22 protein-coding genes are annotated in these 22,021 nt (G+C 46.1%); 2 read left to right on the plus strand and 20 right to left on the minus strand.

Annotated features, from left to right (window positions below; all coding sequences use genetic code 11):
- Nucleotides 1-2: 2 nt before the first annotated feature.
- From tsf to ACJ28U_RS10155, 4 genes are all read right to left on the minus strand, one after another.
- Nucleotides 3-881 (minus strand): translation elongation factor Ts, encoded by an 879-nt coding sequence (gene tsf / locus ACJ28U_RS10140; protein WP_407619192.1) that lies wholly within the window; start codon nucleotides 879-881, stop codon nucleotides 3-5.
- Nucleotides 882-1,064: 183 nt separating this feature from the next.
- Entirely contained in the window at nucleotides 1,065-1,841 is a 777-nt protein-coding gene (gene rpsB, locus ACJ28U_RS10145; RefSeq protein WP_010371861.1) for a 30S ribosomal protein S2, read from the minus strand.
- 152 nt (nucleotides 1,842-1,993) lie between these two features.
- The gene (locus ACJ28U_RS10150; RefSeq protein ID WP_407619193.1) at nucleotides 1,994-2,284 is read right to left on the minus strand and encodes a GIY-YIG nuclease family protein; all 291 of its coding nucleotides are present in this window, start codon (nucleotides 2,282-2,284) and stop codon (nucleotides 1,994-1,996) included.
- The gene (locus ACJ28U_RS10155; RefSeq protein ID WP_010371867.1) at nucleotides 2,277-3,038 is read right to left on the minus strand and encodes a tRNA1(Val) (adenine(37)-N6)-methyltransferase; all 762 of its coding nucleotides are present in this window, start codon (nucleotides 3,036-3,038) and stop codon (nucleotides 2,277-2,279) included. The genes ACJ28U_RS10150 and ACJ28U_RS10155 overlap by 8 nt, the downstream gene beginning before the upstream one ends.
- Before the next feature lie 78 nt (nucleotides 3,039-3,116).
- Here ACJ28U_RS10155 and ACJ28U_RS10160 point away from each other — a divergent pair, with 78 nt between their 5' ends.
- Entirely contained in the window at nucleotides 3,117-3,761 is a 645-nt protein-coding gene (locus tag ACJ28U_RS10160; protein ID WP_010371869.1) for a 1-acyl-sn-glycerol-3-phosphate acyltransferase, read from the plus strand.
- 43 nt (nucleotides 3,762-3,804) lie between these two features.
- On the opposite strand, the gene ACJ28U_RS10165 is transcribed toward ACJ28U_RS10160, so the two are convergent.
- The 5 genes from ACJ28U_RS10165 to ACJ28U_RS10185 form a co-directional block, all read right to left on the minus strand.
- Complete coding sequence (locus ACJ28U_RS10165) at nucleotides 3,805-5,472, minus strand: NlpC/P60 family protein (protein ID WP_407619194.1); 1,668 nt, start codon at nucleotides 5,470-5,472, stop codon at nucleotides 3,805-3,807.
- Nucleotides 5,473-5,607: 135 nt separating this feature from the next.
- Nucleotides 5,608-6,585, minus strand: coding sequence for an NlpC/P60 family protein (locus tag ACJ28U_RS10170; RefSeq protein WP_010371873.1), 978 nt, complete (start codon nucleotides 6,583-6,585; stop codon nucleotides 5,608-5,610).
- Between the two features lie 131 nt (nucleotides 6,586-6,716).
- Entirely contained in the window at nucleotides 6,717-7,769 is a 1,053-nt protein-coding gene (locus ACJ28U_RS10175; protein ID WP_407619195.1) for an acyltransferase family protein, read from the minus strand.
- Between the two features lie 59 nt (nucleotides 7,770-7,828).
- On the minus strand, nucleotides 7,829-8,056 hold the full coding sequence (locus ACJ28U_RS10180; RefSeq protein WP_010371877.1) for a YneF family protein: 228 nt from the start codon (nucleotides 8,054-8,056) through the stop codon (nucleotides 7,829-7,831).
- A 91-nt stretch (nucleotides 8,057-8,147) separates the two neighbouring features.
- Nucleotides 8,148-8,402 carry a DUF896 domain-containing protein gene (locus tag ACJ28U_RS10185; protein ID WP_010371879.1) on the minus strand — a complete coding sequence of 85 codons (255 nt, stop codon included), beginning with the start codon at nucleotides 8,400-8,402 and terminating at the stop codon, nucleotides 8,148-8,150.
- Between the two features lie 116 nt (nucleotides 8,403-8,518).
- On the opposite strand from ACJ28U_RS10185, the gene lexA reads away from it, so the two are divergent.
- Complete coding sequence (lexA, locus tag ACJ28U_RS10190; RefSeq protein ID WP_134658982.1) at nucleotides 8,519-9,151, plus strand: transcriptional repressor LexA; 633 nt, start codon at nucleotides 8,519-8,521, stop codon at nucleotides 9,149-9,151.
- A 54-nt stretch (nucleotides 9,152-9,205) separates the two neighbouring features.
- Here the strand turns inward: lexA and ACJ28U_RS10195 are convergent, their stop codons facing one another.
- The 11 genes from ACJ28U_RS10195 to hrcA form a co-directional block, all read right to left on the minus strand.
- On the minus strand, nucleotides 9,206-11,155 hold the full coding sequence (locus ACJ28U_RS10195; protein ID WP_407619196.1) for an LTA synthase family protein: 1,950 nt from the start codon (nucleotides 11,153-11,155) through the stop codon (nucleotides 9,206-9,208).
- Nucleotides 11,156-11,319: 164 nt separating this feature from the next.
- Nucleotides 11,320-12,336, minus strand: coding sequence for a hypothetical protein (locus ACJ28U_RS10200; protein WP_407619197.1), 1,017 nt, complete (start codon nucleotides 12,334-12,336; stop codon nucleotides 11,320-11,322).
- Nucleotides 12,337-12,389: 53 nt separating this feature from the next.
- The gene (locus tag ACJ28U_RS10205; protein ID WP_029237453.1) at nucleotides 12,390-12,905 is read right to left on the minus strand and encodes an adenine phosphoribosyltransferase; all 516 of its coding nucleotides are present in this window, start codon (nucleotides 12,903-12,905) and stop codon (nucleotides 12,390-12,392) included.
- Between the two features lie 4 nt (nucleotides 12,906-12,909).
- Nucleotides 12,910-15,216 (minus strand): single-stranded-DNA-specific exonuclease RecJ, encoded by a 2,307-nt coding sequence (gene recJ, locus ACJ28U_RS10210; RefSeq protein WP_407619198.1) that lies wholly within the window; start codon nucleotides 15,214-15,216, stop codon nucleotides 12,910-12,912.
- A 16-nt stretch (nucleotides 15,217-15,232) separates the two neighbouring features.
- On the minus strand, nucleotides 15,233-16,216 hold the full coding sequence (gene rnz, locus ACJ28U_RS10215) for a ribonuclease Z (protein ID WP_407619199.1): 984 nt from the start codon (nucleotides 16,214-16,216) through the stop codon (nucleotides 15,233-15,235).
- 114 nt (nucleotides 16,217-16,330) lie between these two features.
- Entirely contained in the window at nucleotides 16,331-17,059 is a 729-nt protein-coding gene (locus tag ACJ28U_RS10220) for a hypothetical protein (RefSeq protein WP_134658994.1), read from the minus strand.
- Between the two features lie 13 nt (nucleotides 17,060-17,072).
- The gene (locus ACJ28U_RS10225; RefSeq protein WP_010371904.1) at nucleotides 17,073-17,345 is read right to left on the minus strand and encodes a hypothetical protein; all 273 of its coding nucleotides are present in this window, start codon (nucleotides 17,343-17,345) and stop codon (nucleotides 17,073-17,075) included.
- 92 nt (nucleotides 17,346-17,437) lie between these two features.
- Nucleotides 17,438-18,349 (minus strand): DnaJ C-terminal domain-containing protein, encoded by a 912-nt coding sequence (locus ACJ28U_RS10230; protein WP_106443946.1) that lies wholly within the window; start codon nucleotides 18,347-18,349, stop codon nucleotides 17,438-17,440.
- 116 nt (nucleotides 18,350-18,465) lie between these two features.
- Entirely contained in the window at nucleotides 18,466-20,295 is a 1,830-nt protein-coding gene (dnaK, locus tag ACJ28U_RS10235) for a molecular chaperone DnaK (RefSeq protein WP_106443947.1), read from the minus strand.
- Nucleotides 20,296-20,351: 56 nt separating this feature from the next.
- Nucleotides 20,352-20,894: a nucleotide exchange factor GrpE gene (grpE, locus tag ACJ28U_RS10240; protein WP_010371913.1), complete on the minus strand. Its 543-nt coding sequence runs from the start codon at nucleotides 20,892-20,894 to the stop codon at nucleotides 20,352-20,354.
- Between the two features lie 15 nt (nucleotides 20,895-20,909).
- The gene (gene hrcA, locus ACJ28U_RS10245; protein ID WP_010371916.1) at nucleotides 20,910-21,935 is read right to left on the minus strand and encodes a heat-inducible transcriptional repressor HrcA; all 1,026 of its coding nucleotides are present in this window, start codon (nucleotides 21,933-21,935) and stop codon (nucleotides 20,910-20,912) included.
- Nucleotides 21,936-22,021: the final 86 nt, after the last annotated feature.

The following is a 22,021-nucleotide window of genomic DNA, read 5'->3' on the forward strand; positions in this document are numbered from 1 at the left end:
GATTAACCGATTTGAGCAGCAACTTCTGCAGCAAAGTCAGTTTCTGCCTTTTCGATACCCTCACCAACTTCGTAGCGAACGAATGACACAACCTTGCCACCCTTTGACTCTACGAACTTAGCAACAGTTTCCTTACCGTCACCCTTAACGAATGGTTGGTCAACCAATGAGATGTCAGCCAAGAACTTGTTCAAACGACCTTCAACCATCTTTTCCTTGATGTTGTCAGGCTTTCCAGCCAAGTCTTCTGAGTTCATTTGAACTTCCTTCTCGTGTGCCAAAACATCAGCAGGCACTTCTTCACGTGAAACGTAGTGTGGTGCAATTGCGGCAACGTGCATAGCAACGTCCTTGGCAACTTCTGCATCAGCACCGTCCAACAATACAACTGAAGAAATACGTCCGCCCATGTGTGAGTAAGTACCGAATTCTTGTCCTTCAGCCTTCTCAATAACTTGGAAACGACGCAAAGTGATCTTCTCACCAGTGATTTGCGTCGTGTGGATGATCATCTCGTTCAAAGTTTGGTCTTCAGAAACCTTCAACTCCAAAGCAGCTTCAACGTCAGCTGGCTTGAATTCAACGATAGCGTTTGCAACAGCGTGCAACAAGTCGTTAAACTCAGCGTTTCCGGCAACGAAGTCAGTTTGTGAGTTCAATTCGATGATTGCGGCAGCGTTGTCCTTAACGGCAACGTAAGTCATACCTTCGGCAGCAACAGCATCGGCCTTCTTAGCAGCCTTTGCCATTCCCTTTTCGCGCAATACGTCGATTGCCTTGTCCATGTCACCGTCAGTTTCAACCAACGCCTTCTTGGCGTCCATCATTCCGACACCAGTCTTTTCACGCAATTCCTTAACTTGTGAAGCAGTAATAGCCATTGTTATGGTCTCCTTGTTAATGCAAAATCTTTATCTAAATTAGTATACACGAAATCTTCTAATATATCTATTATATCGCGCAAAATTCACGGCTAGATACATTAGTATTTCATACAAACTCTATTATAACGAAAAAGACCGCCTAACAAAAGTTAAGCGGTCTTTTCTATCGACGAAATCGAATTAGTTGTTACCTTCAACGATTTCAGTCAATTCTTCGATTGAAGCTGCCTTGTCAGCACCTTCAGCTGCGAAGTCTTCTGCAGCAACAGCGTCTTCACCTTGGTTACCCTCGATGATAGCATCAGCCATCTTAGCAGTGATCAAACGAACGGCACGGATAGCGTCATCGTTTGATGGAATCTTCACATCGATTTGGTCAGGGTCGGCGTTCGTGTCAACCATAGCCACGATAGGAATGTTCAACTTGTGTGCTTCTTGCACAGCCAATTGCTCCTTGTGAGGATCAACGATGAACAACAAGTCAGGAATCTTAGGCATATCTGCGATACCACCCAAGAACTTCTCCAACTTTTCGCGTGACTTGTTCAACAAAGCCACTTCCTTCTTTGGCAAACGGTCGAAAGTTCCGTCTTCTGCCATAGCACGCAATTCCTTCAAACGTGCAACACGCTTTTGGATCGTTGACCAGTTAGTCAACGTTCCACCCAACCAACGGTGGTTTACGTAGAACATGTTTGCGCGAGTTGCTTCTTCAGCAATTGCATCTTGAGCTTGCTTCTTAGTACCAACGAACAAAACCGTTGCACCGTTAGCTGCTGCGTCGCGAACGTAGTTGTAAGCTTGGTCAACCAACTTCACCGTCTTTTGCAAGTCGATGATGTAGATGCCGTTACGCTCCGTAAAGATGTATTCTGACATCTTTGGGTTCCAACGACGAGTTTGGTGTCCGAAGTGAACACCAGCTTCAAGCAATTGCTTCATTGAGATAACTGCCATGAGTATCTGCCTCCAAATGTTTTTCCACCTAGTCTCGCATGTAATTCCGCGACCCCGAGGGCACCCGTAGAACTATTGAGTACTAGTGAGTATTTTATTGTGGTCAAAGACCATTTATGTATAATACAGGGTTTTCCCACCTCAGTCAAGCATTAGTCTCGCTTTGCTGGCGTAAAATCCGTGACACCATGTCCCCGCAGAAAAGCCACTTTGTCTGCCCGTTTTAACTTCTTAAAGGCTGCCTCAGCATGCAGAGCCTCCCCTTTAGTTGCGAACGCCTCAGCATACAATAATTTTAATGGATGGCGACTCGCCGGACGTGTGTACTTAGCACCCTTGCCCGCTTCGTGTGTGGCAAAACGTTTACCGACGTCATCTGTAAAGCCACCATAAAATGTGTTATCTGCCGTCAATAACACGTACATATAATAAGGTTTATCCATTGCTTTTTCCTTCGTAAATATCCCAGACAGCTTTCGTATACGTGTCATCATCATTGTGCGTCACAATTGGCGGTAAAATCGTAGCCCCCGTTAATGCACCATCTTTAATCGCATCAATTAGGAGGACATTAGCCGGTTCACCTGCTTTTGGATACACAAACTGAATGCGTTTTGGTGCCAAATGATTCTTCTGCAATGATTCAAGAATCTCAAACAAACGGTCTGGCCGGTGCACCATGAAAAAATGCGCCTTATTCTTCAATAATTTTTTAGCGGTGTACGTCACCAAATCCAAATCTGCTTTAATTTCATGTCGCGCAATGGCATAATGCTCATCTTCATGCATGACCGTATTTTCATTGTCTACCGTAAAATAAGGCGGGTTCGACACCACCATATCGGCAGAACCTGGCCGAATATCCGTAAAAATGTCGCGCATATCTTTGTTAATAATCGTAATTTTGTCTGTCAAATCATTCATTTGGACAGAACGCGTTGCCATATCTGCCAACCGCTCTTGAATTTCAACCCCCACGATTTGACCCGCGACTTTATGAGCCATAAACAAAGATACTGCCCCGTTACCGGCACCCAGGTCAACATTCAACCCACGACCATTTTTACGTGGCTGTGCGAAATTGGCGAGTAAGACCGCATCTAACGAAAACGAAAAAACCTCTTTACTTTGAATAATATGGACATCATCGTTGTACAACATATCGATGCGTTCGTCGGGTAATAAGTCAACTTTCATGTTTGAATTCTCCTGTATGTTTGCCAACAGCCCGCTTCCTGTGGGATAATGAAGCGTTATTATTAGGGAGGAACGAATATGTTCTACACATTCATACGTTTTGTCGCAGCCGGCGTCGTTTGGCTCATTAATGGGCGTTATAAGCTTACCGGCCAAGACAATCTACCTGAAGGCAATTATATTTTGGTTGGTCCTCACCGTACTTGGTGGGATCCCATCTTCTATGCTCTTGCAGCTTGGCCACATAAGTTTAGCTTCATGGCTAAAAAAGAGCTCTTCAAGAATCCTATTTTACGCTGGATTCTAATTCACGCCAATGCTTTTTCTGTTGATCGTGAAAATCCTGGTCCTTCGGCGATCAAAATTCCAGTCAACAACCTTAAGAAAACTGACCTCGGCGTGATCATGTTCCCATCTGGTAGCCGTCACTCACAAGAAATGAAGGGTGGCGCCATGATGATTGCCAAATTGTCTGGTAAGCCTCTTGTACCAATGGTGTATCAAGGACCCGTTAAGTTTTCTGGTTTATTCAAACGTGGCAATGTCAAGATGGCGTTCGGTGAACCAATCTACGTTGACAAGCGCATTAAGCTGACTGATGAAACAATGGCTGAATTCGGTAACACGTTGCAGGCTGCGTTTGATAAAGTCGACGCGTCAATCGACCCAAATTGGGTATACATTGACCCCAAGCCAAAGACTGAAAAAATTGAATCAAACTAACAAAAAATCCTGAGCAAAAATTCAAATTGCTCAGGATTTTTATTTATACCAACCGTCGTACCACACCGTCAACAATGTCATACCACGGCACAGCATATGCGCGATCGTCACGATCAACGACATCGCTTAGTCGCGAGACACCAACCCCACCTGTTGGTGAACTTGGTGAATCATGAAGGAAGTATTGGCCACCAAGATAAATCCCGACGTGTCCAATATGGTCCATAAAGAAAATATCGCCACGACGAATGTTCGACCATGGCACACCTTGGCCTAAGCTAGTTTGTGAATACGTCACTGCATCCCCCACATTACCAGCGAAGACACCTGAATTAGCAAAGCACCAACGAACAAACGAAGAACAATCAAACTGCCGGGCTGCGATTGACCAGCTATTATGCCCGCCACCCCACACATATGGCGAGTGGCCAACGAGTGATGTGCCAGTGTCAATGGCATGCTCAATTTGCCAATTACCAGTTCGCACAACGCCACCGCCATCCGCCCAATACTCGTTACCATTTTCCCAAACGGCCTCATTCGTCGCTTTCAGGTAAGTTCCCGGATGGAAATAGTACAACCCATTCTGCCAATATTTGTACCCTGAGACACAGCGTCCGGTCTCATCATACATATACCAAGTGCCCCATCGAGCCGGTTCGTACACATTCGTATGCTTCAAGTAGGTTCGCGCATCAAACGTATAATAACCACCCGCCCATGGTTGCACATCAGTTAGAATGCGACCATCAGCCCCAAACAAATACCACAAGCCCCATTGTGACGCCGTATAGGTATTGCGCATCATGCGACCGTCACGCAGGTTGAACATGTAGTACGTGCCTTGGAACTTCTGGACGCCCTTTTGCTTCACCCCATTACGGAATAGATAGCGATGTTTACCATCACTTAAGTAACCAGTTGCGCGTTTACCATTTTGGTAGAAAACGCCTTTTTTATAACCTGTAAATGGTTTGGGTTTGACCACTTTCTTAGTAACCGGTTTGGCTGTTGTCGAAGCAGCACGCTTCGCAACGGTTACTTTAGCGGTTGAAACAGTCGCATGCTTAGTGGCTTGTGGCGCTGCCTTAGCAGATACGACTTGCGCCGTTGATTTCGGCACTTGTTTCTTCACGACTGCTGCAGACTGATGCGTAGCTTGTGCAGAAGGTGTCACTTCCCGAGTTAATCCACGCCGACTAACCGTTGTAGATGCAGACGTCACTGATGACACACTACTTGGCACAATTTCTGTTGCTGCCGAGGATTGTGGTGAGGTGGCTGACGAAACTTCTGGCGTCGTGGCCGAACTAACGCTACCGGCTTTGTCCGTTACAGCACTGGCACTTTCACTTGATAGCGCTTGGCCAGCCGACGCCACACTACCTAGCGATTCAGTTGAACTGTTAGCCGACTGAGATAAGTGATCACTTGAGGCATCTGATTCCGCACTTGCCACACTCGTAGTATCAACTGATGATAACGACGTGGCTGGTATGTCAGCTGATGCCGATGCCGAGCTGGCACTAGTCGTTTCATCTTTTTGCAATACAACGACCTGGTCAGGTTGTGGGACTGGTTCATCAGCAACCACACCTAGTTCATCCCCATTGTCATCAGCTGACACAACAGCCCCACCAGTCATAACGCCAACAATTGCTAAAGTTGCAGCGACCCAAACTTTACCTGCTTTATACATCTTTTTGCGCATGTTCAACCTCCACTTAAAGCTTAATACTTCCTTAACTTATGCCAATAAGTGTAGTCGCTCACAAACCTAAAATCAAAAGTCCTGCTCAAAACAAAAACACAACTCAGCAAAGTGAGTTGTGTTTATCTGTCGTTATTAAATTGTGTGGTATGCCAAAGGCGCATCCCAAATATCGTGAACGCCAGTTGTCATACCTGGTTGTGGCGCATCAATCATCTTACCATTACCAATGTACATACCAACGTGGTACTCACCACCAACTGAACCCCAGAACAACAAGTCCCCTGGTTGCGCTTGTGACAATGGCTTTGGTTGTGAGCCATGTGCACGCAAGTATGCTGCCTGTTCGTAAGTTGTGCGACCCAAATCAGTCAAATGCGCGTGTTGACGCACCAATCGAATGAAACCTGAGCAGTCAACACCATATTGCGTTGCACCACCCCACATGTAAGGAATTCCCAACCAGTGGTTTGCTTCTTCAATCATTCGCGTGCCGGCATCACTATCACGCAGGAAGAACGTCCCATCATTACCAAAGTAATACGACTTACCATCAATGACACGTGTGCCTTCTACTGCACGACCAACGTTATCAACGTAGTACTTCATCCCCCAAGCAGTCTTCCACTTGTTTTGCTCGCGCACCCCATTTTCAAACCAGTAGTAGGTTCCCATATAGAAACGGAATCCCGTAAATTGTTGCCCGTTTTCGTACCACTTCCAGCCTTGGCCTGCATCCGTATAACCAGATGTCTTACCACGCAGGAAGAATGTGCCATTATCACCGAAATTGTAGGCCGTGCCATCAATAACGTAGTTGCCCTGTACTGCACGACCCTCATTGTCCGTGTAGTACTTCATGCCCCAAGCTTCACGCCAACCAGAATCCTGACGCACCCCATCGATGAACCAGTAATACGTACCCATGTAAAAACGGAATCCCGTATACTTTTGGCCATTTTCAAGCCAACGCCATCCTTCGTTTGTACTAACGTAACCCGTTTGGCCAGCTGCTGAAGCTGAGTGATCAGCTTCCATCCCCATCGCAAACGTGAAACTGGCAATAACTGACGCGATAAACGCCAATGCCTTTTTCCCTTTAAACAATGTCATATTTAACATTACCCCTGTCTTTGATGTTTTTAGAGTAACAACCCAATATGACATCTCTATTACAACGGGCTTCTTAATATTTTATTAATCTATTACAACGTGAAATAATGCACATCGTTTTCACGGTTTGTTCAAAAACGCATTGGCCAGCGCCGGTCTATGAATATTTTTCGAACAATTGGTACGCCAAGGGCCACATAAGCTATCACAATAACCGGTGCCGTGTTCAGCAACACCATCAATACCCACGCGATTGGTCGGCCGTACCACTGCACCCAGAGGCCCACTGTCGGCCCATAAACAATTTTACCAAGAATCAAAATAGCAAAGGCGTGCAGAAACAATACCACCGCCGAATTTTGGCCAACCCAGGCAATCCCATTACCCATTTGCCAAAGGCCACGTTCAATTAGCTGTGACACACCGGCCAGTGCAAAGATGCTGCCAAACGCCCCTAACAACATCTGCCAAATCGGCCCCGTGAATGTCCCCGATACGAGATAAAAAGTCCCTGCCTGGGAAGCCCAGTACCACACTGCCAAACCAGCAACAAACATCGTAACCATGCCATAGAAAGGCCACGGTTGCTTCATCCACCGTTGTGCCAGATAGCCCCCGAGTAAGAACAATTGACTCAAGAGCACCGCATTCAATGACCACGGTGCAACCGCTGGTGCTAACTGGCCCAGACCAAATAACACCAAGCTGATAATAACTAACGTGATTATTCGCCAACGGTCTGGTAGCTTGGCAACGAGCGCCTGAACACAACTAAAGACAATCGTCGCTAGGCCGAGTGCAACAAAGAACCACACCGCCCCCAGCGACATCATGCCTGCTGGCATCGTACTATTATTACCGCCCGCCCATAAGGCGCCAAGTAACGTACCCGTTAATGACCAACTTGCATGACCAAATTTTACCGCTGGCCATTCATAAGCTAAAATCAGCAACGCGAACACAATATACAACAGAATCAAGGTATTAAAATTGGTCTTGATGCGTTCGCCGAGTGGCTTAGGTCGATACAACAGACCACTAAAGAAAAAGAAAATCGGTAAATTACCTAAAAACAAAAAATTCTGTCCCGCTTGAAACGCCGGTTCCGAACCGGACACATGGCCAATAATCACCATTAACATTGCTAAACCACGTGCAATGTCGATCCATTTATATCTCATCATTTTCCCCATCAATTACAAAAAAGGACCGAACCATCTTGTTCAGTCCTTTTTAACGAGCCTTACTTCTTTGCAGAAGATTGAGCCTTCATTTGTGCCATCATTTGGTTCAAGCGCTTTTGTGAAGGCTTTTGTCCCATTGATGTCATCATTGACTTCATCATCTCTTCTGAGATAGGTGGGTTGTTCTTCAAGTACGTTTGCATTGAGCGACGTGCCAAGAAGAATCCAGCAACTGCACCCAACACAGCAGCAAGGATGACAATCAAAATCCAGATACTAGTATTCATCATATTACTCCATCATTATAATTCATATATTATTGTAGCGAACATTCGCCGTTTTGACTAGGTCATCCCGCGTTTCTTCGCGAAAACTTCATTAGTTGTCACGCAAGCCCTTTTCGCGTTGGATATCCTTCACCTTATCTGGCGTCACTTCATTACCGTCATCATCAAACACTTGGAGCATTTCAACTTGTGAACGGAATGCAGCACGGAAGTTTTCAAGGAATTCAGCCCGTAAATCCGCACGTTCTGCAATTTCGTCGTCCGTCAAACCTTCTGGCGTCTTTGCCTTGGCTGCTAATTCATTAATACGTGTGCGCACGGCCAACATGCGATCTGTTTCTGCCATATCAGTCACCACCTCATTTTTTATCGTTACTCTATTCTACCATGAAACAATGTCCAACATTCACAACTCACCGAATTACTGTAAAATAGAAGCAGATATTTTACGAGGAGGATAACATGACACAACCTGAGAGCAAGCAACTCGCAATTTTGCGGTTTGTCTACGAAAAGCAACTTGAAAAAGGTTATCCACCTACTGTCCGCGAAATCGGTGAAGGCGTTGGCTTATCATCTTCATCAACTGTCCATGGACATTTGAACCGATTGCAGAAAAAAGGGTTGTTACACAAGGATCCAGATAAGCCACGTGCACTAGAAGTCACCCCCGCTGGTATTGAAGCCCTCGGTGTCACCACTCGTAGCCAAAACATGATGCCCGTATTAGATGAGCACGAAGCCATTCCAGCCAGCAACGAAGATAGCGACTATATTGTTGATTACTTCCCCGTGCCCGAAAACCTCGTCCGCTTTGACGGTGATTTGTTCATGCTGCGCCTTCGTGGCAATGCCATGTTAAACATCGGCATGCTCGACGGTGACTTTGTCATTGTCCGCCGGCAAAACGATGCCGACAACGGTGATATTGTGGTGGCCCGTGATGAAACTGGGCAAACCCATATTAAACGACTTTTTCGCGAGGCCGATGCCTATCGACTCCAACCGGAGAATGATAATATGACGCCCATTATCGTCCGCGACCTAACCATCCTTGGCAAAGTCGTCGGCTTGTACCGGGATGCCATTTATTAATACGCTCCTAAAAACAAAAACGTTCGACACGCAAATTGCGGTCGAACGTTTTTTTTACTTCACTGCCAAGAACTGTTTACCAAGATAGTTCTTTCCGGCACTGAGGTCATATTGCACATATTTCAAGTCAGTTAACAACGCTTGTTGCTTCTTTGTTAGTTGTTTTTCCTTAATCGTCTTGCCTTGCTCATCTACAAACGTATTACGTGTGTAATTGGCAAAAGCTGGCATCTGCTTAGTTATCGCCGTCTGCAAAGCAAAGTATGGTGAAACCTTGGTGTTCGTTGCCTCGAATGTCAACGCTGGAAAATCGCTTGGCGACGCGACTGCTCGTGTTGCCGCCGGTGTCTTCCCAGCCAATTTTTTAGCCGCTGGATTCTGATAAACGAAGTAATCCGTCTCGTGAGCAACCTTGGCAGCCGCTTGCGCATCCACGAATGTAAAGACACCCGGCCAGTGATCACCATACAGAACCATCGTAATTGGTCGTTCAGACGCATCTAACTGCTTAATCAATTTGCCTAAGGCCACATCACTACGATGAACCCCTTCTAAATAGCTCTCAATTTGCTTTTTCGTGCTTTTTGAGACCGCTGGCGTTTTTACCTTATAGTGATTATTAGGATACTCACCCGCTGTATAAGGCATGTGATTTTGCATCGTCATGAGTTGCAAGAACTGCGACTGGTTTGACTTCGCCTTGTCAATTTTAGAGGTCAAAAAACGATAGGCATTCGCATCAGTTGGATAATCACCATCCTTTGCAGCACCTTGATACTTCTCAGGATATGGCGTTTGCGTGTTGTCCGTCGTGTAGAAACCATCGATACCCATTTTTTTATACGCATTCGTACGGTTATACAAACTACCAACAAAGGGGTGCAAGACATCTTTTTGCTGGAAAACGTTAGTAACGTTTGGCACCGCCTTAGCGAATGGTACAACTTGCACATAAGGCACCGACATTTCGGGGGCATACGTTGCCAATGGCATTCCCGTCAACGTCATATACTCAATGTTGGCTGTACCACCACCGTAACCCGAGGACAACATTTTACCCGAGAACGTTGCCGTTGCCTTCACCTTGTCCATATTCTTTGACACGTTTTTGCCACTATACGTCAACGACGGTACATCGTTGGGATTTGCCAATGATTCACTTAACACATAAATGACCGTTTGACCGGCCAAATTAGCTTGCCGGTTTTTATTCAATTCGGTGGCATAAGCAGCGTACTTCTTTTGAATTTCCGCCATCTTGGTCTTTGAATAACCGGCTGGTTCACGCATGATAACCGTCGAGACATTCGAAACAAAAGTCATCAGCGGTCCATTCCATAGCGCGTCATCCCCTGAACTGTAGACAACTCGTTCATAATTAAACCGCTGTAGCCATTCTTGATTTTCATCTGCAGTAGAGACAAATGGAATGGCAAGCACCCCACCGGCTACTAACACAACAACGATTCGTGACCATGTTTGTTGAAACAAGGTTGCCATGACGCCTTGCGCAAAGTGCCCGGCTCGCCGTCGACGTAACCAAAACTCAAGCCAAATGGCGCCAACTAGTAAAATCAACACGGCAACAACGGCGCCAATCAATAAGCCACGATCAACCATCCCTGACAAACCACCAGCCGCGCCCGCCTCAGACATATCACTGAACATAATTGGTTCGTTACGGGCCTTAACTTTCATAAACTCAGCCACAAACGCAACAATGGCAATAATGCCATACAAAGCAACGCTAAGAAACAAACGATTTAACAACGCCATGATGAAACTATAAAGCAAGAACGTTTCAAATACCGAAAACCAAGCTTGCGGTTTCCACATAAAATTCCATGTATAACTGAGCGCCGTACCGAGGTCAGTTGTTTGATTGTAACGGCCCCATTCTTGGAAGTACATCGCAAATTGCAACATAAATGTCGTTAAGATGCTTAGCACCAGGCCAATCAAAATTAGGCGCATAAAATTATTTAGCGCTATTGGCTGGATCATCCGTTTCAACGGAACCCAACCCTTTCTTTTATTCGTCATATACTATCTCACGATCACTATTTCTCTCTATCACTAATGAATAAGTATACCGTATTAAAACGACGGATTTTTAACAAATAGTTAACAGGTAAAACAAAAAGCAGACCATCCAGTCTGCTTTAAGATTAGTCTTCAAAATAGATTTGTCGGGCCCAATTAATTCGTCGGGCGCCCCACGTTAGTAATCCCATCACGATTAATGTCACGACAATGTTTATCAAAACATTTAGGGTATGGTCAGTAGTAATCAAACTAATGTACCCACCCATTTTGAACAGGCTCATTAAGATCGTCAAAATACTAATTTTTAAGATGACTGCATCCCCTAATTTCGCAAACCATGTCGCAAATGCGGGTGTCCATTGAATCAACCGTTGCGCAAGATACACAATTGTTAAACTACCCAAAACAGACCCAAGTGATGTAAACACCCAGTGCGGTGCGGCTGCCATAATCACATCAAATGGTCCCGAGGTTGACACACCTGTCCAAACCAAGACACCCGCAGCCGCTGTGGCGTGCCCAACTTGCCAGTCACCTGCAACTCGGAGTTGCTTACCAAGCATCATCAACGGTTGCATCACTAATGCCCCTTCAATCGACCAAGGCATCTGAAACTGTGAACTCAGGTAATATCCTAACCAGGCTAGCAAAATTGTCACCACCCATTGGTACGCCACGCGACCTGGTAGATATTGCACTACCTTAAACACGATTGTGGCCACAAACAAAGCCAAAGCAATCCAAATCATACCCGTGCCAAGGACTTGCCAATCCCCAACATGCGCAGTTGGCCAGCCATTGCCGTACAAAAATGTTGTTACGCCGTCGCGCATTGCAACGAATCGATACTGCATCCAATAAGTCCAATTAAATTTAATAATGACTTTACTGCCTAAAATAATAATGGCCGCTGTAACGGCGAACGGCACAACATAATGTTTAATGCCCTTAAGTAACACTTCTCGCCACCGCAACCCCGTCGCCCAGTAGCCAGCCACCATAAATAAAACTGGTACATTCACGATTGTTAACCACTGATAAAGTGGCTTTGCGGTTGCTTGATCAATCAGCTGTGCAACCACAATCATAATGATTGCAAACGCTGTTATCAATCGCGTTAGTTTTTGTTCTTTGGTCATAAAACTCCTCCAACTACAACAAAGGAGAAGCACAAAAGGCTTCTCCAGTTATGTTAGTAATTCATCAATGCCAAGATGTCATATCCTTCAAGACGATCACGTCCGTGAAGGGCATCAAGTTCAATCAAGAAGGCCAAGCCAACGACTTCACCGCCCAAAGCTTCAACCAACTTAATTGTTGCGGCAATCGTACCACCAGTTGCCAACAAATCATCAGTGATAAGTACCTTATCACCTGGCTTAATGGCATCCTTGTGCAATTCCAAAGCTGCCTCACCGTATTCAAGCTTGTAGCTTTCCTTAACGGTTTCGCGAGGTAACTTACCTGGCTTGCGTGCTGGTACCAAACCGATACCCATTTCGTGGGCAACCGGTGCACCGACTAAGAATCCACGTGACTCGGGGCCAACAATAACGTTTACCCCACGTGCTTGTGCGAATTCAGTAATTTGATGCGTTGCTTCTGCGTAAGCCGCCCCATCCGCCAACAAAGGCGTGATGTCACGGAATGTAATTCCTTCTTCTGGGAAGTTCGGAATTGAGGCAACATAATCATGCAAATCCAACATCTGCTTAGCTCTCCTGCTTACTTAAGTTCGTCAACAATGTTTCGAGTTCACTTGTCGAACTGTAAATCAACTGTTGTTCTAGTTCTCGCTGTGCCACGAAACGCTGATATGACGGCATTTCTTCCAAGACCACTTGTTGTGGCGCAGGCACGGCATTTAAGACGCCATCAATAATTGTAACAAATTTTGCGTCTGAAAACACCTGCAATATTAAGGTTAACATATTTCTATCGATTTGTAAGTGCGAAACGATTGCATCATACTGCGTTCGCAACGACACATCCGAAAACGATCGGGCAAATTTGTAAACCTTTGCGAAATCCGCCTTCGATGGCATCTTTTGTAAATACTTTGGTGACTTCGTGTAGAATATTGGGGCCAATCGACCAGCCGGCACGAATTTTAGCAAATCCGCTAACTGACTTAACTCGTCTGGCATATCAACAAAGGCCATCGTGCCAACACTCGTTCGATTAAAAGCATCCTCCCAGTAAATCGCTTCACCGGGTGCCTGAATCGTCGGACCTAACTGGTCATAGTGTTTTTTATTAAAGAAAATATAACTAGCCGGTTCCGCTAATGTTTGCCGGGTTAAGCGGGTTGTTCGCCAATCCAGCAGTGATGACCCCGCCGCCTCAATATCCGTTAGCATCATTTGATAGGTAACGTCACCACGGAAACGGTTCTCACTCATCGTCCCTACAATTTTGATCGATTCAAAACGCCCTGCTAAATCTTCAGCAAGTGATCCACGACCAAACGCAATCACCGGCAACGAGCCCATTTGCGTACTTGCCGTGAAACGGAGGTGTTTGCCTTCACTCATGGTTTTAACGTTTTGTACGCCGTTCAATGTCACAGCAAACAATGGCTCTGGATTACCTTCACCAAACGGTGCTAAGACTTGTAGCTGCTCATAATTCTGCGCATTAAACTCTTTAGCCGTTACTTCGGCCGCAATGCGAATTTCTGGTAAACCAGCTTCCGCAAGGCCCTGCGCATCCGCTTCAGTCCGTAAAACGTCGCGAACGGCTTGTAAGTTGGCTGTTGGAATTGTCATTCCCGCAGCACTGGCGTGACCACCAAATGCGGTTAACAAATCTCGGTGACCATCAAGACCGGCAAATAAATCAAATGCCGGTACAGAACGGCCCGAACCCTTCATCTGGCCATCTTCGTCATTGAGCACGATTGCTGGCTTGCCTGTAGCCTCGACTACCTTACTGGCCACAATACCAAGAACACCTTCATGCCAGCCTTGACCAGCGATAACCAACACCGGGTCACCCGTCAAAGTTTGTGCCTGTGCTAACGCTTCATCAGAAATTGTTGCCACCAATTCCTGACGTTCACGATTCAAGGTTTCAATTTGACCAGCCAACGCACTTGCTTCTTCTGGATCATCGGCTAACAACAGCCGGACGCCATCCGTTGCATCAGCTAAACGGCCGAGCGCATTTAAACGTGGTCCGATGGTGAAGCCAATCGTCATTGAATCAATGTCGGCTTGATTAGTGCCGGCAGTTTGCAGCAAAGCTGCTAACCCAGGGCGTGGATCTTCCTTGAGATTAGCCAAGCCCATCGCAACAATGGCCCGGTTTTCGTCAACCAGTTCCATGACGTCAGCGACCGCCCCTAAAGCGGCCAGATCCATCACTTCATCAGCTGGCTCTTCCAACAAAGCCGAGGCAACTTTAAAAGCCACGCCGGCTCCAGATAAGCCACCAAATGGATATGCCCCATCTGGGTGACGTGGGTGAACCACCGCAACCGCCTCTGGTAACTCGGCAGGCATCTCGTGGTGATCAGTCACAATGACATCGACCCCATTATTCATTAACCAAGCAACTTCATCCCGTCCAGACACACCATTATCGACTGTAATCAATAATTGCATGCCTTCTCCAGCTAGACGTTGGTACTGCGCTAAATTGGGTCCATATCCATCTTTGAAACGATTAGGCACATAATAACTAACATCAGCGCCCATCAACTCTAAGGCCCATGTCATGATGGCGGTACTGGTAATGCCGTCCACATCATAATCGCCGTACACGACAATCTTTTCGCCATTATCAATGGCGGCCATGATACGTGTAATCGCGACATCCATATCATGTAATAAGAACGGGTCATACAAACCCTCAACACCCGGACGCAAAAACGCATTAGCCGTTTCAACGGTATCATAGCCACGATTAACTAAAATTTTGGCAACCAATTCTGAAACACCAAAGGTCTCAGCGATTTCATTGGCTGCCGCCTCGTTTGCAACGGCCGGGAAATCCCATTGATAGTGTGGTGAAATCATCTGTTTGCCTCCTTACTTACTGTTCGTCTTCATCTACCGGTGTCAATTTAATTGGCTTGCTATTGCTTTGCTCACCAAACGGCACCTCGAATACATCAAAATCATTCACAACGCGAGTGTTTTCAAAAATCGTCCGCGCTTGATAAGCGAGTTCATTCGCTGACTTACCGGCATAACGCGCTGAAATATGCGTTAGCAATAAGCGACCCACCCCGGCTTTTTTAGCGACTTCAGCCGCCTGAATACTCGTTGAGTGGTAGTGATTACGTGCTTGTTTGCCTTCACCTTTACCATAGGTCGACTCGTGCACTAGGACATCAGCCCCCGTCGCAAGCTCACCGGCATTTGGTGTCTTACGCGTGTCACCTAGAATAACAACTGTGCGGCCTTTTTTAGCAGGGCCAATGACATCGGCACTCTTAATTTCGCGGCCATCAGGCAATGTAATATCGTTACCACGCTTCAATTGTCCGTATAGGGGACCTTCTGGCACTTGCATCGCCCTTAAGCGTTCAACCAAAAGTTCACCGGCGTGGTCGTGTTCGACAACACGGTAACCGAATGACAAAATTTTATGATCCAACGGCAAAGCTGTCACCGTAAATTTGTCAGTCTGCAGCACCTCACCGCCTTCGTTTGGCAGTTCGACAAACTTCAATGGATACGTTAAATGCGTTTGTGCCACGCGGAGACTTGTTTCCACGAATTGCTTAATCCCATGGGGACCATAAATCACCAATTCTTCTTCGCCACCCTGAAATGAGCGGGAAGACAACAAGCCTGGTAGTCCATAAATATGATCACCGTGCAAGTGGGTGACAAAAATCTTATCCACCTTACGTGGACGAATCGTTGATTGTAGCATTTGAATTTGCGTGCCCTCACCGGCATCAAACAACCAAACGGAATTAATTTCTTCTAGCAAGCGAAGCGCGATGCTCGTTACATTACGAAAACGAGCTGGCACACCTGCACCAGTTCCTAGAAACTCGATTTGCATGATATTAGGAACTCCTTTTATCTATCTCTCAAACAAAAAACCGCCATAATGACGGTTTAAACTAACTATTAGTCTATCATTTTTTGACGCATATTTATAGACCCACGCATTAAATCAGAAGGTGACCCGAAGCTTTGCAGATGGCCCGACCAAGATATTGCCATGACGGTCCTTGACTGTTGCAAATTGCAACTCAATATCGTTTGTCGCACCCTTCGGAATGAAAACCGTCACGGTTGCATCAGTGTATCCCCCGGCTGGAATGCCGGCCACGCTCAACTTAGGGTCATTGACCAAACCGTTTAATTCAGACATTGTTGGCTTACCCTTAAAGCCAATTGTTGTCACACCCGGTGTCACACCGAATGTCGTACTATCATTCGTAATCCGATAGGCAATGACCAATGTTTCATACCCATTGGCTAATTTAGGTGTATTCAGAACCCGTCGCGCATTTTGCAGGGCTTTTGTCGAGCGCGCAGTATTTTTGTAGCGGGCAATTCGAGTAACCTGATAAATAAAATTACGATTTTGCAACGTTGCATTCACAGCGTTGTCTCCAACCAACTTTTCTGCAACCCCACTACTCGTGAGCCGATACTGACCGACTTGCGTCAAACGACCATTTGCAACGAACTCCTTCGACTTCAAATCACTGGCAGTTGGCGTACCGGCCGATTTCTTTTTTCCTGTTGGCAAATCATGATTACTAGGTGTGTTCGCTTGTTCAGCAAACGTATGCGCTGGTTTTGTCACATTGCTGGTGTGATAAAAAAATATCACCACGCTCGCAAATACCAGTAACAAAATTGCGGTAATCAACCACCCTAAGCGTTTTTGCATTCTCATTTCTCCATCATCCAAGAACCAGGGCGTCGTCGACAATCCGGTATCCATACACCGGATGTAGCGTGAAATCATCATCACGCACCACTATCTGCAATGAATCAGGAGTCTGCATAATCACCTCCGCCAATTCTGCTTGATAGGCCACGTCCGTTGTCATGACTAGCAAATCACCATCACGCCCAAGTAAGCGAACTGGTTGCACCTGGTCATCTAGTCGCACCGCCAACAAACGATTCGTTGGCATGCCAGATGTCGCTGCTTTAAAATCTGCTAATAGCATGTCTTGCTCTCCATTGGTAATTTCTTACCGTTAATCTTACCACACAAAAAAGGTGACTAACCTTAAGATTAGCCACCTGATTAATGGTCGGTTTAACCGAAGAAGCCCTTCTTGTGCTCACCAGTCATTGCTGCTTGGAATGCCTCAAGCGCCTTCTTTTGGTCCTTATTCAACTTCTTAGGCACATCAACGTAAATCGTAACGATGTGATCACCTTGGCCACCGCGCATAAATGGCGCTCCTTGGCCACGAAGACGGAAGTTTGCTTCAGTTGGCGTACCGGCGGGCACCTTCAACTTCTTCAAACCATTAACCGTCTTCACTTCAATTTCGCCACCCAAGACAGCTGTTGCATAATCGATTGGCACACGTGAATAAATCGTGCCGCCATCACGTTCAAAGCCATCCTTTGACGCTTCAACGCGGAAGACCACAAACAAATCACCGTATGGGCCCCCGTTGTAACCGGCTTCACCTTGCCCAGACAAACGCATTTGCTGACCGTTCTCGACACCTGCAGGCACCGTAACTTTCAACTCCTTGCTTTCTTGACCACCATTATCCGTTGAACGCGTGTATGAAATTGTTGTTTCTTTACCAAACACAGCTTCTTCAAACGTCAAGTTCATGCGGTATTGCAAGTCTTGTCCCTTACGTGGACGGTTTGGATCTTGGAAACCGCCACCAAACATTTGACTGAAAATATCACCCAAATCAGAGAAGTCACCGTATTGGCCACCACCGAAGCCACCAAAGCCACCTTGACCACCAAAGCCACCGGCTTGACCGTCAGTTGCCCCGTATTGATCGTACATGGCACGTTTTTGCTCGTCACCAAGGGTCTCGTATGCTTCTTGCACATCCTTGTACTTTTGTTCAGCCCCGTCTTCATGGTTCAAATCAGGGTGGTACTTCTTTGATAGCTTGCGGTAAGCCTTCTTAATCTCATCTTGTGAGGCGTTCTTATCCACGCCCAAACGTTCGTATAGCTCCGTGTTATTCATGAGGCCAACCTCCATCATTATCTCAATATGTATCACAAAGCGAGGCTCGCACCTCGCTTTGTGTCTAATCTGTAACTGGTAGGAAAATGCACAGACTAGGAATTTAATTTTTTAAATTACTTCTTATCGTCAGAAACGTCTTCGAAGTCACCATCGACCGTGTTGTCATCACTTGATGAAGCACCGTCAGCAGCTTGGGCACCTTGCTCAGGAGCAGCTTGTTGATACAACTTAACAGCCAATTCCTGTGCAACCTTTTCCAAAGCTTCCTTCTTCGTCTTCATGTCGTCCAAGTTGTCGGCTTCCTTAGCAGTCTTCAACTCAGCAACCGCATCTTCAACTGGCTTCTTGTCCGTATCAGGCAACTTGTCGCCAACCTCTTCCAATGTCTTTTCTGATTGGAAGATCAATTGGTCAACATCGTTACGCAAGTCAACTTCTTCCTTGCGCTTCTTGTCAGCCTCTTCGTTAGCCTTCGCGTCATTCATCATACGCTCAATTTCTTCGTCTGACAATGAACCAGAGCTTTGGATGGTAATCTTTTGCTCCTTGTTCGTTCCCAAATCCTTAGCAGAAACAGAAACGATACCGTTACGGTCGATGTCAAACTTAACTTCGATTTGTGGTACACCACGTGGTGCAGCAGGAATATCAGTCAATTGGAAGCGACCCAACGTCTTGTTATCGGCAGCCATTGAACGCTCACCTTGCAAAACGTGGATATCAACAGCTGGTTGGTTATCAGCGGCCGTTGAGAACACTTGTGACTTTGACGTAGGAATCGTCGTGTTGCGGTCGATCAACTTCGTGAACACACCACCCATCGTTTCGATACCCAATGACAATGGCGTCACATCAAGCAAAACAACGTCCTTAACGTCACCAGTAATCACACCACCTTGCACAGCGGCACCCAAAGCAACCGCTTCGTCAGGGTTAATTGAGTGATCAGGCTCCTTGCCAGTCAAAGCCTTAACAGACTCTTGCACAGCAGGAATACGCGTTGAACCACCGTTCAAGATAACCTTGTCGATGTCGTTGATTGACAAACCAGCATCCTTCAAAGCTTGACGAACAGGCTCTTCCGCACGCTTTACCAAGTCAGCCGTCAATTGGTTGAATTGGGCACGCGTCAAAGTCGTTTGCAAGTGCAATGGACCAGCTTCGGTTGCCGTAATAAATGGCAAATCAATTTGCGCTTCAGTTGCTGATGACAACGTCTTCTTTGCCGTCTCTGCAGCATCCTTCAAACGTTGCAAGGCCAACTTGTCAGCCTTCAAATCAACCCCATTTTCAGCCTTGAAGTTATCGGCCAACCAGTCAATAACCTTTTGGTCAAAGTCGTCACCACCAAGGTGTGTGTCACCATTTGTTGACAAAACTTCGAAAACACCATCACCCAACTCAAGGATAGAAACGTCAAACGTTCCACCACCCAAGTCATAAACAAGGACCTTTTCGTCGTTCTCCAACTTGTCCAAACCGTATGCCAAAGCAGCGGCCGTTGGCTCGTTGATGATACGCTCAACTTCCAAGCCGGCAATCTTACCAGCATCCTTAGTTGCTTGACGTTGCGCATCGTTAAAGTAAGCAGGTACCGTGATAACAGCCTTATCAACCGTCTCACCAAGGTAATCTTCAGCGTACTTCTTGATGTATTGCAAGATAATGGCTGAAATTTCTTGTGGCGTGTAGTCCTTGCCATCAACCGTTACCTTGTAACCAGCTTCACCCATGTGTGACTTGATTGACAAAATCGTGTCAGGGTTTGTGATAGCTTGACGCTTAGCAGTATCACCGACTTGCGTCTCGCCGTTCTTAAATGAAACAGCTGATGGCGTCGTACGACCACCGTTTGGGTTAGTGATAACCTTTGGTTGGCCACCTTCCAAAACGGCAACAGCTGAATTTGTTGTTCCCAAATCAATTCCAATGATCTTTGACATAATGTTTTTACCTCTTATTGATCAATTTTTATTTTTAATAGTAAGTGAATAGTTGTTTAGTTATAAACAGCTACCATCGCTGGACGAATCACACGGTCCGCCAAGACATAACCCTTTTGAAGAACCTGGGCAATCGTATCTGCCGGGTGATCCTCATCAGCCGGTACAGATTGGATTGCTTGGTGGAAGTTAGGATCAAATGGTTCACCTTCGGCCCCAACGGCCTTGATGTCATTATCTTCCAAGGCAGATGCCAATGTCTTATAGACCATTTCGACACCCGTCTTAATTTGCTTAGCCGCATCGTCGTCAGCTTCTACTTGCAACGCACGTTCCAAGTTATCCAAAGCAGGCAAAACTGACTTTGCCAACTTTTGGCTCGCGTACTTAACTGCTTGTGCTTGTTCCTTTGCAAAACGTGTTTGCATGTTTTGCATCTCGGCGTGGGCACGCAAGTACTTATCTTCCGCTTCTGCAACCTTAGCTTCCATCGCAACCATTGGGTCGATTTCGACCGCTTCGGTTGTTTCGGTGTCAACATCCGGTGTCTCAACCGTTTCTTCAACTTCTTCTTCAGGAGTCTGCTTATCTTCTGCCATGCTAACACCTCTTTTCTATCGGTAATATTCTAATAATTGTTGTGATAACGCGGTACGATATACATCAACTAATTCGACCATATCGGCGTACATCATCGATGTTGGACCTAGAATGGCAACTGCCCCTACACCATGTTGCGGTACACGATAGGTTGCTGATACCAAACTGTAAGGTGACAACAGGCTGTTCCCATTCTCATCCCCAATTTGTACCATCACACCATCATTCGCGTTGCCAACGACGTGACGCATGGCGGTCGGTGCATCCAGTAATTGATACAGTTGCTTAACTTCTTGCAAATTGGTATCAACCGTAAAGTCCATCAAATTCAAACGACCACCAACGAAAACCTTATCACGGATGGAGCGTGCCAACACATCACCAAACAGTTGCAAAAAAGCAACCGGCGTTCGAATTGTTCGCTCCATTTTCAATGGTAAATCGCCAGAAAGTGTTCGTAGCACATCAACAATTGGTTGGTTAACCAATGTTTGATTAATGTAACGCACCATGTCATCTAAGCCATGTACATCCATTCCCTCGGGTAGTCTAAAACTCTGACTCGTTACCTGTCCATCGTTCGTCACGATAATCGCCATAATTTGCTGGCCATCGACAGGCACCAACCGGAATCCCGACAATCGCGTGTCAACTGATTCCGGCTTCAATGCAATCACCGTGTAACCTGTTAGGTTTGCCATCTCAGTAACCATTTGTTGCACCAGATCATCAATTTGTTGGAAGTTACGGCTAAATACCCGTTCCAACGATTGGTGCACAGCTTCTGACAACTGACGCCGTCGCATTAACTTATCGACATAATAGCGATAACCCCGTTGCGATGGCACCCGGCCAGAAGATGTATGTTCTTTTTGTAGCAATCCCTGCTCTTCCAACGAAGCCATTTCATTTCGGACAGTAGCCGAACTAACTGCCAACCCCAATTGTTCAAGCAAAGACTTTGATCCAACAGCTTTACCGGTTTTTGCGTAATCTTGAATTATCGCGGCTAGAATTAACCGCTGCCGTTCTGTTAACATACGCTATACCTCTCTTAGCACTCTCTATCACTTCGTGCTAACACATATTATAATACACACCATGCAAACACTTGTCAACACCTTTA

It is taken from the genome of Weissella sp. MSCH1, assembly GCF_045799135.1.
In the GTDB taxonomy this organism is placed as follows: Bacteria; Bacillota; Bacilli; order Lactobacillales; family Lactobacillaceae; genus Weissella.

What these genes read in the sequence shown, in the direction of transcription:
- tsf (WP_407619192.1), bottom strand. Translation starts at nt 881, where the DNA reads ATGGCTATTACTGCTTCACAAGTTAAGGAATTGCGTGAAAAGACTGGT.
- rpsB (WP_010371861.1), bottom strand. Translation starts at nt 1,841, where the DNA reads ATGGCAGTTATCTCAATGAAGCAATTGCTTGAAGCTGGTGTTCACTTC.
- ACJ28U_RS10150 (WP_407619193.1), bottom strand. Translation starts at nt 2,284, where the DNA reads ATGGATAAACCTTATTATATGTACGTGTTATTGACGGCAGATAACACA.
- ACJ28U_RS10155 (WP_010371867.1), bottom strand. Translation starts at nt 3,038, where the DNA reads ATGAAAGTTGACTTATTACCCGACGAACGCATCGATATGTTGTACAAC.
- ACJ28U_RS10160 (WP_010371869.1), top strand. Translation starts at nt 3,117, where the DNA reads ATGTTCTACACATTCATACGTTTTGTCGCAGCCGGCGTCGTTTGGCTC.
- ACJ28U_RS10165 (WP_407619194.1), bottom strand. Translation starts at nt 5,472, where the DNA reads ATGCGCAAAAAGATGTATAAAGCAGGTAAAGTTTGGGTCGCTGCAACT.
- ACJ28U_RS10170 (WP_010371873.1), bottom strand. Translation starts at nt 6,585, where the DNA reads ATGACATTGTTTAAAGGGAAAAAGGCATTGGCGTTTATCGCGTCAGTT.
- ACJ28U_RS10175 (WP_407619195.1), bottom strand. Translation starts at nt 7,769, where the DNA reads ATGATGAGATATAAATGGATCGACATTGCACGTGGTTTAGCAATGTTA.
- ACJ28U_RS10180 (WP_010371877.1), bottom strand. Translation starts at nt 8,056, where the DNA reads ATGAATACTAGTATCTGGATTTTGATTGTCATCCTTGCTGCTGTGTTG.
- ACJ28U_RS10185 (WP_010371879.1), bottom strand. Translation starts at nt 8,402, where the DNA reads ATGGCAGAAACAGATCGCATGTTGGCCGTGCGCACACGTATTAATGAA.
- lexA (WP_134658982.1), top strand. Translation starts at nt 8,519, where the DNA reads ATGACACAACCTGAGAGCAAGCAACTCGCAATTTTGCGGTTTGTCTAC.
- ACJ28U_RS10195 (WP_407619196.1), bottom strand. Translation starts at nt 11,155, where the DNA reads ATGATCCAGCCAATAGCGCTAAATAATTTTATGCGCCTAATTTTGATT.
- ACJ28U_RS10200 (WP_407619197.1), bottom strand. Translation starts at nt 12,336, where the DNA reads ATGACCAAAGAACAAAAACTAACGCGATTGATAACAGCGTTTGCAATC.
- ACJ28U_RS10205 (WP_029237453.1), bottom strand. Translation starts at nt 12,905, where the DNA reads ATGTTGGATTTGCATGATTATGTTGCCTCAATTCCGAACTTCCCAGAA.
- recJ (WP_407619198.1), bottom strand. Translation starts at nt 15,216, where the DNA reads ATGATTTCACCACACTATCAATGGGATTTCCCGGCCGTTGCAAACGAG.
- rnz (WP_407619199.1), bottom strand. Translation starts at nt 16,216, where the DNA reads ATGCAAATCGAGTTTCTAGGAACTGGTGCAGGTGTGCCAGCTCGTTTT.
- ACJ28U_RS10220 (WP_134658994.1), bottom strand. Translation starts at nt 17,059, where the DNA reads ATGCAAAAACGCTTAGGGTGGTTGATTACCGCAATTTTGTTACTGGTA.
- ACJ28U_RS10225 (WP_010371904.1), bottom strand. Translation starts at nt 17,345, where the DNA reads ATGCTATTAGCAGATTTTAAAGCAGCGACATCTGGCATGCCAACGAAT.
- ACJ28U_RS10230 (WP_106443946.1), bottom strand. Translation starts at nt 18,349, where the DNA reads ATGAATAACACGGAGCTATACGAACGTTTGGGCGTGGATAAGAACGCC.
- dnaK (WP_106443947.1), bottom strand. Translation starts at nt 20,295, where the DNA reads ATGTCAAAGATCATTGGAATTGATTTGGGAACAACAAATTCAGCTGTT.
- grpE (WP_010371913.1), bottom strand. Translation starts at nt 20,894, where the DNA reads ATGGCAGAAGATAAGCAGACTCCTGAAGAAGAAGTTGAAGAAACGGTT.
- hrcA (WP_010371916.1), bottom strand. Translation starts at nt 21,935, where the DNA reads ATGTTAACAGAACGGCAGCGGTTAATTCTAGCCGCGATAATTCAAGAT.